This window comes from Paenibacillus sp. AN1007, from assembly GCF_040702995.1.
Taxonomy (GTDB): Bacteria; Bacillota; Bacilli; order Paenibacillales; family Paenibacillaceae; genus Paenibacillus.
Genome location: NZ_CP159992.1, coordinates 4,191,477 through 4,203,102, shown reverse-complemented (window position 1 = coordinate 4,203,102; position 11,626 = coordinate 4,191,477). Strand labels below are relative to the sequence as shown.

The window sequence follows — 11,626 nt, the reverse complement described above, 5'->3', positions numbered from 1 at the left end:
AAATTAACCGCGGGTTGAATAGAAAAATTTTCATAAAACTGCATAAATATTTTCATAAATGTTGAAAGGTTAACATGCATATTACATAATATCAATTAATACCTACCAGAATAGTTTGATATGTGGTATATTGTTCATTGCCGCACTTGGAGGCAGCATATAAATAGAAAAATCGGTTCAAGCCGGTTATACATGTCTGAGGAGGATACAAAGTAATGAATACATTTCTAATCATTGTGAATGTAGTGGTCATGCTGGCACTGCTCGGTGTTCTCTACTGGATGCAGAAGAAGCACATCTCGTTTACAAAACGCGTATTCGCGGGTCTGGGTATGGGGGTTGTGTACGGTGTTGTACTGCAGCTTATTTATACTTCGGGTTCGGACGTCATTGCAAAATCAGTCGATTGGTTTAATCTGGTCGGTTCAGGATATGTTCGTTTGCTGCAAATGGTCGTGATTCCACTCATCATGGTGTCGATTATCTCGGCGATCATGAATCTGAAGGGCAAGCAAAATCTCGGAAAAATGAGTTTTTCCATTATTGCCATTCTGTTGATTACGACGGCAATCGCTGCCGGAGTCAGCATTGTTACAAGCCTCGGCTTCAACCTGACTTCCATTGAAATTCAAGGGGGAGATCGGGAGAACGCCCAGATTCAGAAGGTGGAGGAACGTTTGGCTGACGTGAAAGATCAAACGATTCCACAGCAGGTACTGGAGTTTATTCCTTCCAATCCATTTGCGGATATGACCGGGGAACGCCGTACATCTACACTCGCTGTCGTTATTTTCTCAGCCTTTATCGGAGTGGCCGTTCTGGGTCTGGATCGTAAAAAACCACAGCAGGCGGAAACGTTCCGCGGTATGGTGAATGCCGTGTACGCCGTTGTGATGCGAATTGTTACGCTTGTGCTCAGGCTTACACCTTACGGAATTCTGGCACTGATTACGAAGGTAGCGGCGACAACCAATGCGGAAGAGATTTTGAAACTCATTAAATTCGTTATTGCGTCTTACGTCGCTCTTATCGTGATGTTTATCATTCACCTGATCATCATTACCCTATCCGGTTTTAATCCGGTGACGTACTTGAAAAAGGTGCTGCCTACACTGGTATTTGCCTTTACTTCCCGTTCAAGTGCTGCAGCGATTCCGCTGAACGTAGAGACACAGACGAAGAAACTGGGTGTCTCCGACGGGATTGCAAACTTGGCTGCAAGCTTTGGGGCTACCATTGGTCAAAACGGCTGCGCCGGAGTGTATCCGGCCATGCTGGCGGTGATGATTGCTCCTACGGTCGGTATCGACCCGCTGAGCTTGGACTTTATCGTAACGTTGATCCTCGTGGTCATGATCAGTTCGTTTGGTGTGGCTGGCGTCGGCGGCGGTGCAACCTTCGCCTCCCTGATCGTATTGTCCACGATGAATCTGCCCGTGGCTTTGGTGGGACTGCTCATTTCCGTTGAGCCGCTGATCGACATGGGCCGGACCGCACTTAATGTGAACGGCTCGATGACATCTGGACTGCTGACCAGCAAGATTTTGAAAGAAAATGATCGTGATACGTTTAACGATCAGAGCCGTGAACTGGATTCTGCCGCTCACGCCTAAGCCGGATCAGCTGTTCAAACGGTTCAGGCATGAAGTTGCCTGCGCCAGTACATGTTCCAAAAGCCGTCCTTCGGAGAACTTCGAAGGGCGGCTTTTTGGTGTGAAGTTATACCGGGGCGTGCATGGCATGCATGGGCGGTGGAGGTCTTTTTTTCTAAACTGGAGGGAATTAGTTCTGTTCAAGAGGTCTGAAATATGATAGAGTATTCATGTTTTGGCCCTGCGCCAAACCGCGGTTCGTAACCATCCCGCGTAATCAAAACTAGGAAGGCAGTGTATGTATTCATGTTTAATTTGGGTTTTGGAGCGGTATTTGTTCTTGTGACGTACGGATTTTTCCTCTTGTGTTACCGCTTGTTCGGCAAAAAAGGTCTGTATGCCTGGATCGGTGTGGCTACGGTGATCGCCAACATTCAGGTAACCAAAACGATAGATATTATGGGCATCGTCCTGACGCTGGGCAACACGATGTATGTCAGCATGTATCTGACGAGCGACCTTCTCAACGAAAAGTATGGGGCGGGGGAAGCGCGGAAGGCCGTCTGGTTCGGTTTTTTCACATTGATTATGACAACCATTCTGATGCAGATGGTGCTTTTATTTGATCCGGCACCGACAGATTTTGCTCAGGAATCGATGAAAAAATTGTTTGGTCTGCTGCCGCGTCTTGCGCTGGGTAGTTTATCTGCGTATTTTATCAGTCAGTTTCTGGATGTGCGTTTGTTCAGCTGGCTGCGCAAAATAGCACCCGGACGTAATCAGCTGTGGATTCGGACAAACGGAAGCTCGATCATCAGTTCTTTTGTGGATACTCTGGTATTCTGCACGGTTGCCTTTGTGTTCATCTATCCATGGGACGTGTGGCTGGAGATTTTCCTGACAACATATTTGATCAAATTTGTGCTGACTGCGGTTGGGACACCGTTCCTGTATGCTGCGCGCAGCTTCAAGTTCAAGGATGAGGCATAATAGAATAGAATGATATTGAAATCCCCCTGTGAACCCATTTGCATTTTGGAGTCTGCAGGGGGATAATTTATATAGAATATATTTCCTGGTAACGATGAATAATCATTTTTTGCAACCTAAAAGGGGGACTGCGCATGTATACTGCACTGCGTTATACACTGGAAAGCAATGGCACAACCTATAAGAATGAGAGCATTAATGCCTCGGTATTCGTGGATTTGCTCACGAATCTAGAATTGCAGGAATATGTGGTACTGGAACCCTCGGAGCTGGTGGAGGGAAGTATGTATATGCAGGCGGCCGCGCTCGATGAACCGGGACAGATGGTCGCAGAAATCCGTTTGCAGGAAGGGGAAAGCGGTTTCCGGCACTACAGCTATAAGACAGCAGATACGACAAGGGTCATTCAATGGTTTCTGGATTACTGGGGAAGCAGCTGCTGCCGCAGCTGGAGGACTGGCAGGATATTACGCATGAAATGAGATGATGTGACGTATAGGGCTGGGGCAGTGTGAAGAGCTGGAGCATCGGCATCTACTGCATACCAAATGAGTTCGGCAGACGACCTGCCTGGTGTGGTGTGCCATCTGAGCTGCAGCAACAGGAGCACGCACGCTGCATATGCACAGAACGACGCAGGATACATGCAGCAGTTAATTAAAAATCCCGCAAGCCATGCTGTCATGGCTTGCGGGATTTTTAGCGTTCGCCGCGCGCTGCCTCACCTGGCGGCGTAAGCGTTAGTCCGTCAGGATTTGCAGTTCTTTTGGATATGTCGTGAGCACTTCGACACCGGATTCTGTTACAAGCACATCATCTTCAATACGCACGCCACCAGATGCGGTATAGATCCCCGGCTCAATGGTAAACACTGTTCCAGCTTGAAGCAGATCCATGTTCTCCCCGTGCAGAGAAGGATATTCGTGCACATCAATGCCGAGTCCATGACCAACACGGTGCATAAACCGCTCCCCGTATCCGGCATCTATCGTCACCTGCCGCGCCGCATGGTCCACAGATGCACAGGTCATGCCGGGTTTAACGACTTGAATGGCCGCTTCGTTCGCCGCCAGCACGGTGTTATAGATGGTGCGCAGTTCTGATGAAATATCTCCAAATGCAAAGGTACGCGTAATATCGGACGCATATCCCCCTGCGTACACACCCATATCAAACATGAGCAGATCCCCATGCTGCAGTTTGCGGTCCCCAGGAGTGCCGTGCGGCAGTCCGGTTTTCGGTCCGGTCAGTACCATCGTGTCAAAGGAGGGGCCGTCTGCTCCGAGTTTTTTCATCTGATACTCCATCTCGGCAACCAGTTCAATCTCCGTAACACCTGCACGTACATGTGTTAGACCTTGACGCAGCGTCTCTTCAATGAGACCGATGGCGTGGCGGATGCGAGCGACTTCATCCGGTGTTTTGTTGACGCGCAGTGCACGCAGCGAAGGACCGACATCTTCAAATTTTGCACCGCCAAGTGCGGAGCTGAGCTGCTCAAAGCGGGAGACGGTGACATATTCTTTTTCCAAGCCGACCCGGCCCAGACGTCCCTGATAGCGATCAAACAAATCATAAGGGTTATCTGTGTCGGTATGTGCTGCAATGTTAGGTACGGAAGAAGCGGCTGCTGCCGCATCAGCGTCCAGGGCAGGTACAATCAGCAAAGGATCTTCGCCGCGTGCAAGCATCAAACCCATAAAACGTTCATGCGGATTGCTCGCATATCCGGTCAGGTAATAGATATGTTTTGGGTCGGTGATCAGCACAGCATCGAGCCCTTGTTTGGACAAATCAGCTTCCAGTCTGGATAAAGGAGTTTGGTTCATGAGTGTATATGTCCACCTTTCAATATGTACTCGCTTTGAATACATCATGTTATCTTAATAATATAACGTTTGCTCTATCTATTATAGAAGATGTTGAAGGAATTCTAAACTGGCGGCCGTATGCAAAGAACCTGAAAAGACGTTTTTTACCGTTTGAGTAAAGAACGGCAGGGGTAATACAGTGCGAAACCGCTTAACAGCATAGGATGTAGGTGGTGAATACAGTTTAGACATGATATATACACATAAATAGTTGAGACATATATGAACTATAGAGAGCAGCTGATATCCCCCTGCCGCAAGCTCCTCAAAAAGCACCGGGTAACCGCATCTACAGAGTATTCGTAAACCAAAGCCGCAAAGAAGTGAAATCAGACCGAAAGGGGAGTTCGATCTATTATGAATAATCGATTAACTGTACCGCTGTATGCGTCTTTGCTCAGCATGGTTTTGTTAACCGCATCTTGTGCGCCAGGCAGTCCCGCATCCGAGCCGCAGACGTCTTCTCAAGGAGAGGGGGCTGGTCAGGGAAAGACCGCAAATGGAGGTTCTAATGAAGCAGAAGCTGGAGAGAATGAGGAGCAGGGAAATGCGGTTATTCCGTATCGGGCTTCTGTGCTGGTGGAAGGACTGAATGCGCCGTGGGAGATGGTGACAGCTCAGGACGGGCAGATGTTCGTTACAGAACGTCCCGGAGCTATTCGAGTGATTACCGATGGCAAGCTGGAGGCTGAGCCGCTGCTGGAATTCGAAGCCCCCTTTAATGAAGAGGGAGAAGGTGGGCTGCTGGGACTTACGGCTGATCCAGACTTTGAGAGCAATGGCTATTTGTACGTGTACCATTCCTATCGTGACGGGCAGGATATTGCAAATCGGGTGCTGCGCCTGAAGGTCAATGACGGGAAAGCCAAAATCGACAAAGAACTGTTGACCAACATCCCGGGCGGGGTGAACCACAACGGCGGACGAATCAAAATCGGGCCGGATCAGCTGCTGTACATCACTACAGGTGAGCGATATGAGCCGGAACTGGCACAGAACCCGGATAGCCTTGGTGGAAAAATACTGCGGATAGGTCTCGACGGGTCGATCCCTTCAGATAACCCTTGGCCGAATTCCCCTGTATACAGCTTGGGACATCGAAACGCGCAAGGGCTGGCATGGAACCCGGATAACGGGTATCTCTATGCGACCGAGCATGGTCAGCGCAATCATGACGAGATTAACCGGATTATTGCCGGCAAGAATTACGGCTGGCCCGAAGTAGAGGGCGACGACGATGATAACGGCAGGTATCAGGCTCCGCTTGCGCATAGCGGTAATGAAACTTGGGCTCCTTCGGGTGCGGCCTTTATCACAGAAGGACCATGGGCCGGATCATTGGTGGCTGCGAATTTGAGAGGGGAGCAGCTGCTGCGGGTTATTTTGTCTGAAGACGGTACTCAGGTCGAGCAGGTTGTCCCTTTTTTCGAAGATGAGTGGGGGCGTATTCGCAATGTAAGCACTGGTGAGAACGGTAAGCTGTATGTGCTGACCAACAATCGTGATGGCCGAGGATCACCGCGTGACGGGGATGATCAGCTGATTGTGCTTACCCCCGAAGGATAGATCAAGCGCGGGAGTAAGAAGTAGGCGTTACGTAGTCTGAAGGATTACAGGGGAGGGCAAGAGTAGGGGCTGGAGTAGGAACAGAAGAAGGCGACCGAATGGAATGCTGAAAATGAAGTGAAATGTAGAAAAGTACATGAAGTAGAGTGGAGTAAGTAGTATGGGATGAGTAGAAAGGCTGGGCGTACACTTCTGGGACAGGGTAACTGGCCCCTTATTATTCTAACGATTTCAGGGAACCTTATTTCGAGGTTTATCGGCTTTCGGAAAACCTAACGATTTCCAGAAACGCTATTTCATCCAAAATGCGCATAATAGAGCTAAATCATTAGTAATTCGAGTAATTAAGGTGTCTGGGGATCGTTAGAAAATAAAAGACGTCAGATCAGGCCGAATAAGGCTTCTTGAGATCGTTAAGATTTCACCAAGCTGAATCCAGCAGACCCCCAGATGTGGCAGTTACCGAAGCGTCGATGCAGGATGCTGCTGCCTCGGACGTGACTGCCTCCGAAGCATCGCTTCTAAGACACTGCTGTCTCCAATGCAGCCGTCTGACATACAATGCCATAGGCCGCCTGCTTCCGACGTGCCTTCGGTATCGCTGTACTTACGCACAGCGCCGCCCTACGTTGACACTCAAAAAAAGCTGTCCTCGCCAATGTTTCGACGCAGGACAGCTTTCTTGATTACTGGAGCACGCAAGCGTTCCGCATGCACGTGCTTTCCCTACAGGATGCAACGCTCAAGCTTTCGGGTTCGCAGCTAGCTCGGCAATGCGTTTTTCGGGGTCCTGCGTATATTCTCCCCCATGGTAGCAGAGCACTTTACTCACGTTCAAGCTTGTCAGTTTATTCAAACTGCGCAGTGCTTCGGGCATGTCTGGTGTTGCGGGCGGTGCCGGGCCGACCAGTTGATCCTCAACGATGCGCAGCTCGTCGGCGGCAAGCAGGAACTGCTGCTCGCCAAAATACAGGCATAGGTGACCAGGCGTATGTCCTGGTGTATGGATGACTTGTGTACCGCCCTGGAGCGGGAGGATGTCTCTGTCCGCGAGTATTCTGCTGATGTTGATTTCTGGCAGCTGCATGAGCAGTTGATCTGCCAAATCCAGCACAGGGGCGGGGAGCAGGGCCCGGCGTTCTGGTGTGAATTTGATCAAAGGTTGTGCGCCAGTCAGATAGGGGATTTCAGCTGCATGAGCCCAGACTTCAAGACCTGGAATCGCATCCAGCAGTGCACCAAGATTACCGATATGGTCAATATCCTGGTGGGTGAGAATAACACGTTTGATATCGGCCAGCGTTACGTCCAGCTGCTTGAGTGCGGATTGAAGCTCGGCAAATTGACCGATCATACCTGTGTCTACCAGCGTGTACCCGTCTTCATCACGAAGCAGGACCGGATGAATAGGGCTGCTGCCTGTTGGCGTTGGAATGTGAAGGTTCAACACCGTGATGGATGATATAGGTTGGTTCATAATTATCCGGATGAGTATCCGGGCACCTCCTTGCAGTGGTTGTATTTTTCAATCAGTGAGTACAAGCAGCGTGTACTCTGCGCTCTGCATTCATTTAAAGAACTCGACATCATGTGAAATGCATTATTTACTCTGAACTCTCATAGGTCAGATGTTTTCTATATTTTTTCACCGCATGCAGGATTGTTTCAAATGTCTCTTCCTCATTACTGCCGTCTTTAACAATGGCGATGAACGAGAAGTTTTCGTGGATCAGTTTGTTCCGGGTCTGGAAAGCCTGATGAAGCGCGGTGCTGCAAAGTTCCCTGCCCGTTTTCAAAGTAATATGCTTCTTGTCCAGCTCCGCTTCAAGGATCTCCATGTTCGAACGTGCCCGGTAGGCAGGAGTTTTCATGAGTTGGGTCGAATTAAACTTTTTCTGATACGCACGTTTGTAAAGCTGCAGCAGCATCTGTTCCATAATAGAGCATAACTCCAAGGTTAGCGAAGCGTATCTCCGGTTTTTGCGTTTGCGAGTCAGTTCATTGGCATGCTCTTCATCCAGCCATTCGTATTCTTCGTACATAGAGGAATCGACATGGTTCAGAATATCGCGATATTCCTGTTCGAGCAGTTTAATCTCAAGCTTGGCAAGCTTTCTCACGTGTTTGAAATCCTCTTGGGTCAGCATACGACTTGTCCTCCCATGGGTACCGAGATGTGAATGGAACACGATTGAATCAGAAGATACAGATGATCACTTCATTATCTCATAATCTGGAACAAAATGCCGCACGCGCTTTCGGTCAAAATAATTCAAAGAACCTCCGGTTCAGAAGGGAAGGACTTCATGGCCATTCAGACAGCAATCGTTACGGGAGCCAACTCAGGTATGGGGCTGGCCACGACCATTGAACTTGCAAGGCAGGGTTATCACGTCATTATGGCCTGCCGCAGCGAAAAGAGAGGACAAGAGGCGCTTCAGCAGGCGCTGCGGGAGTCGCGCTCTTCCCATATTGAGCTGATGCTGTGTGATCTCGGATCGCTGGACAGCATTCGCCAGTTTGCACGTCATTTTCGCGAACGGTATGATCATCTGGACGTACTGGTGAATAATGCTGGCGTGGTGATGGTTAAGCGCAAAGAAACGTCAGATGGTTTCGAGCAGAGCATTGGCATTAACCATCTGGGACACTTTTTGCTCACACTGCTTCTGATTGAATCGCTGAAAACTGCCAAACAAGGGCGCATTGTCAATGTATCGTCAGGAGCATACAAGGTCGGGAAAATTCATTTTGATGATCCGCATTTGCGTAAAGGATACAATCCAATCAAAAGTTATGCCCAGTCCAAACTGGCAAACGTATTTTTCACCCGGGCCCTTGCCCGTAAACTCGCCGGTACTTCCGTTACGGTCAATTGCTTACATCCGGGTGCGGTAGGGACGAGCATCGGGGTGGATCGCAGTACCGGATTTGGTACGCGAATCATGGCGCTTGCAGCCAAGCTCCCGTTTTTCCTGACACCGGAAGAGGGGGCCCGGACAGCGATATACTTGGCAGCAAGTCCAGATGTCACCGGAGTGACCGGGCGTTACTTCTACCAGCAGAAGGAGCAGCGGCTGAAAGACCATGCCCTGGATGATGAGGCAGCCGAGCGTTTATGGACATGGAGCGAAGAACAGGTTGGTCTGCAGCCTGACGAAAGATTATAACTTGTTAGAAATCCGAGCGTGTTAGAACCTTTCGAAATAGCTTAGAGTCTATGAATCGCTTGTAAGCCAACGACATGTTAGACATCTAACATATGTCCCGTAACAAAGTGCTATTTTCATCCATGCTGCCTTTCTCAAATTTTACTCTTCACAGCCTGCCGAACGATTTCAATAAAATCATCAATCCGCTGCATGCCTTGATCTCCCTGACCGTACATTCGGACAGAGGCAGACAAGGCATTTTTCTCTTGTTCACCAAGTACAAGTGAATAGGGCACTTTCTCCATCTGGGCTTCACGAATCTTGTAGCCTAGCTTCTCGCTGCGAAGATCTGTTTCCACCCGTATGCCGGCTGCCCGCAGCTGGCTCTGTACCTGAAGTGCATAGTCTGCATAATGATCCGAAACCGGAAGCAGTTTCACCTGCACCGGAGCGAGCCAGAGCGGAAACGCACCTGCATAATGCTCAGTCAAAATGCCGATAAAGCGGTCGATTGAGCCGTAGATTGCTCTATGAATAACGACCGGACGGTGTTTCAGGCTGTCTTCACCAATGTATGTGAGATCGAATTTTTCGGGCATTTGAAAATCAAGCTGGATTGTTCCGCACTGCCAGCTGCGCTTCAGTGCATCGAGGATATGGAAGTCAATCTTCGGTCCGTAAAAGGCGCCGTCTCCCTCGTTAACATGATACTCCACACCGCGGGCATCCAGCACACTGCGCAGTGCCTGCTCTGCCTGATCCCATAATTCTTCCGAACCCATGGAATCTTCCGGGCGTGTGGACAGCTCGATTTTATACTCGAACCCAAAGATGTCGTACATCCGTCCAATCAGAGAGATTGCCTGATTGATCTCGTCTTCGATCTGTTCAGGCATCACATAGAGGTGGGCATCATCCTGACAGAACGTCCGTACGCGCATCATGCCATTCAGGGCACCTGAAAATTCATGCCGGTGCACCTGGCCGAATTCCATCATGCGAATGGGTAATTCGCGATAGGAATGCAGTGTATTTTTGAAAATCAGCATGTGACCCGGGCAGTTCATCGGCTTTAAGGCAAAAGTGGCATCGTCCACGTCCGCAAAATACATGTTGTCTTTGTAATGCTCCCAGTGACCCGATTGTTCCCATAGACGGTTGTTCATCATCAGCGGAGTGCGAACCTCCTGATATCCCTCCTGCAGCTGCAGCTCCCGTGAAAACTGCTCCAGCTCTGTCCGGACAGTCATGCCTTTAGGCAGATAGAAGGGCATGCCGGGGGCTTCTTCAGAGAACATGAACAGCTCCAGCTCTTTGCCAAGCTTGCGGTGATCCCGTTTTTTCGCTTCTTCGAGCATGTGTAGATGTTCATCCAACTGGGCTTTATTTGCAAAAGCTGTGCCGTAGATACGCTGCATCATTTTATTGTCTGAATTCCCGCGCCAGTATGCGCCGGCAACCTGCAGCAGTTTAAACGCTTTGATCCGGCCAGTCGAAGGAAGGTGTGGACCTCGGCACAAGTCGAAAAACTCACCCTGCTCATAGATCGAAAGTTCAGCATCTTCAGGCAGATCATGGATAAGCTCAAGCTTGTAAGGATCTTGAACCGCTTCAAAGAGACCAAGCGCCTGCTCACGGCTGACGAGTTTACGGCAGATAGGAATATTCTCCTGAATGATCTTGTTCATTTCCCGCTCGATCGCTGCGAGGTCACTGATGGAAAGGGATTGATCCAGGTCGACATCATAGTAAAATCCGTCCTCAATGACAGGTCCAATCCCCAGCTTTACATGGTCTGCACCGTACAAACGTTTCAGTGCCTGAGCCAGCACATGAGCTGTGCTGTGGCGATACCTATGCAGACCTTCCTCGCTGTCCAGCGTAACGATGATCAATTCGCAATCCTGCTCCAGTTTCTCGCTCAGGTCGACATTCCGGCCATTCACGATACCACCGACGGCCTGTTTGCCCAGACTTGTGCTGATCGATGAGGCAGCTTCGCCAACGGTGATCCCTGCGTTATACGAGCGTACAGCTCCGCCCTGCAGACGAACTTCAATCGAAGATTCAGATGCTGCAGATCGTTTCTCGCCCAAAGATGAATTGTTACTTTTCTGCCCGTGTTTGTTCTCTTGACTCATGTGAACCACTCTCCAATGTGTTTGTGATGGAAGCGCAAAAAACACCCGTCCCGGAAAAGGGACGAGTGCGCTTGGCTCGTGGTTCCACCCTAATTTGGTTATGCTGCATTCCGATTTCGGCCAGCCGCCGCAAACAGGAACCATCATAACCCTCATTGGAATCCGTTATCGGGGATCAGGCGGTGAACTCTACTGACCGAACTGGCAGATATGCTGTGAGATCATCGGTTGTATAATCTGTGCATTGTCTGTACAGCGTCGGAGGTTCGAGGCCACGGCTGCAGAGGGGTAACTTCGGTCCGTTCGCTGAAGAA

At 49.7% G+C, this 11,626-nt stretch carries 10 protein-coding genes; 5 read left to right on the top strand and 5 right to left on the bottom strand.

Going from position 1 to position 11,626, the window contains the following annotated elements:
* Nucleotides 1-215 precede the first annotated feature (215 nt).
* The 3 genes from ABXS70_RS18955 (at nt 216) to ABXS70_RS18945 (ending at nt 3,064) form a co-directional block, all read left to right on the top strand.
* A complete protein-coding gene (locus ABXS70_RS18955) occupies nt 216-1,613 on the top strand; it encodes an L-cystine transporter (protein WP_342554770.1) in 1,398 nt (465 codons plus the stop codon).
* 285 nt (nt 1,614-1,898) lie between these two features.
* Nucleotides 1,899-2,582, top strand: a complete 684-nt coding sequence (locus ABXS70_RS18950) for a queuosine precursor transporter (protein WP_342554771.1) — start codon at nt 1,899-1,901, stop codon at nt 2,580-2,582.
* Nucleotides 2,583-2,716: 134 nt separating this feature from the next.
* Nucleotides 2,717-3,064 carry a hypothetical protein gene (locus ABXS70_RS18945; protein WP_366290012.1) on the top strand — a complete coding sequence of 116 codons (348 nt, stop codon included), beginning with the start codon at nt 2,717-2,719 and terminating at the stop codon, nt 3,062-3,064.
* 258 nt (nt 3,065-3,322) lie between these two features.
* On the opposite strand, the gene ABXS70_RS18940 is transcribed toward ABXS70_RS18945, so the two are convergent.
* Nucleotides 3,323-4,411, bottom strand: a complete 1,089-nt coding sequence (locus tag ABXS70_RS18940) for a Xaa-Pro peptidase family protein (protein WP_342554773.1) — start codon at nt 4,409-4,411, stop codon at nt 3,323-3,325.
* Nucleotides 4,412-4,810: 399 nt separating this feature from the next.
* Here ABXS70_RS18940 and ABXS70_RS18935 point away from each other — a divergent pair, with 399 nt between their 5' ends.
* Nucleotides 4,811-6,019, top strand: coding sequence for a PQQ-dependent sugar dehydrogenase (locus ABXS70_RS18935; RefSeq protein WP_342554774.1), 1,209 nt, complete (start codon nt 4,811-4,813; stop codon nt 6,017-6,019).
* Nucleotides 6,020-6,440: 421 nt separating this feature from the next.
* On the opposite strand, the gene ABXS70_RS18930 is transcribed toward ABXS70_RS18935, so the two are convergent.
* From ABXS70_RS18930 to ABXS70_RS18920, 3 genes are all read right to left on the bottom strand, one after another.
* On the bottom strand, nt 6,441-6,587 hold the full coding sequence (locus tag ABXS70_RS18930; RefSeq protein WP_366290008.1) for a hypothetical protein: 147 nt from the start codon (nt 6,585-6,587) through the stop codon (nt 6,441-6,443).
* Between the two features lie 174 nt (nt 6,588-6,761).
* A complete protein-coding gene (locus ABXS70_RS18925) occupies nt 6,762-7,496 on the bottom strand; it encodes an MBL fold metallo-hydrolase (protein ID WP_366290005.1) in 735 nt (244 codons plus the stop codon).
* A gap of 127 nt (nt 7,497-7,623) precedes the next feature.
* Complete coding sequence (locus tag ABXS70_RS18920; RefSeq protein WP_342554777.1) at nt 7,624-8,166, bottom strand: hypothetical protein; 543 nt, start codon at nt 8,164-8,166, stop codon at nt 7,624-7,626.
* A 159-nt stretch (nt 8,167-8,325) separates the two neighbouring features.
* On the opposite strand from ABXS70_RS18920, the gene ABXS70_RS18915 reads away from it, so the two are divergent.
* Entirely contained in the window at nt 8,326-9,189 is an 864-nt protein-coding gene (locus tag ABXS70_RS18915; RefSeq protein ID WP_342554778.1) for an SDR family oxidoreductase, read from the top strand.
* A gap of 134 nt (nt 9,190-9,323) precedes the next feature.
* On the opposite strand, the gene thrS is transcribed toward ABXS70_RS18915, so the two are convergent.
* The gene (gene thrS / locus ABXS70_RS18910) at nt 9,324-11,312 is read right to left on the bottom strand and encodes a threonine--tRNA ligase (RefSeq protein ID WP_342554779.1); all 1,989 of its coding nucleotides are present in this window, start codon (nt 11,310-11,312) and stop codon (nt 9,324-9,326) included.
* Nucleotides 11,313-11,626: the final 314 nt, after the last annotated feature.

Bases quoted from the DNA above. Each gene is read 5' to 3' on its own strand.
- ABXS70_RS18955 (WP_342554770.1), top strand. From the start codon at position 216: ATGAATACATTTCTAATCATTGTGAATGTAGTGGTCATGCTGGCACTG.
- thrS (WP_342554779.1), bottom strand. From the start codon at position 11,312: ATGAGTCAAGAGAACAAACACGGGCAGAAAAGTAACAATTCATCTTTG.
- ABXS70_RS18950 (WP_342554771.1), top strand. From the start codon at position 1,899: ATGTTTAATTTGGGTTTTGGAGCGGTATTTGTTCTTGTGACGTACGGA.
- ABXS70_RS18945 (WP_366290012.1), top strand. From the start codon at position 2,717: ATGTATACTGCACTGCGTTATACACTGGAAAGCAATGGCACAACCTAT.
- ABXS70_RS18940 (WP_342554773.1), bottom strand. From the start codon at position 4,411: ATGAACCAAACTCCTTTATCCAGACTGGAAGCTGATTTGTCCAAACAA.
- ABXS70_RS18935 (WP_342554774.1), top strand. From the start codon at position 4,811: ATGAATAATCGATTAACTGTACCGCTGTATGCGTCTTTGCTCAGCATG.
- ABXS70_RS18925 (WP_366290005.1), bottom strand. From the start codon at position 7,496: ATGAACCAACCTATATCATCCATCACGGTGTTGAACCTTCACATTCCA.
- ABXS70_RS18930 (WP_366290008.1), bottom strand. From the start codon at position 6,587: ATGGCATTGTATGTCAGACGGCTGCATTGGAGACAGCAGTGTCTTAGA.
- ABXS70_RS18915 (WP_342554778.1), top strand. From the start codon at position 8,326: ATGGCCATTCAGACAGCAATCGTTACGGGAGCCAACTCAGGTATGGGG.
- ABXS70_RS18920 (WP_342554777.1), bottom strand. From the start codon at position 8,166: ATGCTGACCCAAGAGGATTTCAAACACGTGAGAAAGCTTGCCAAGCTT.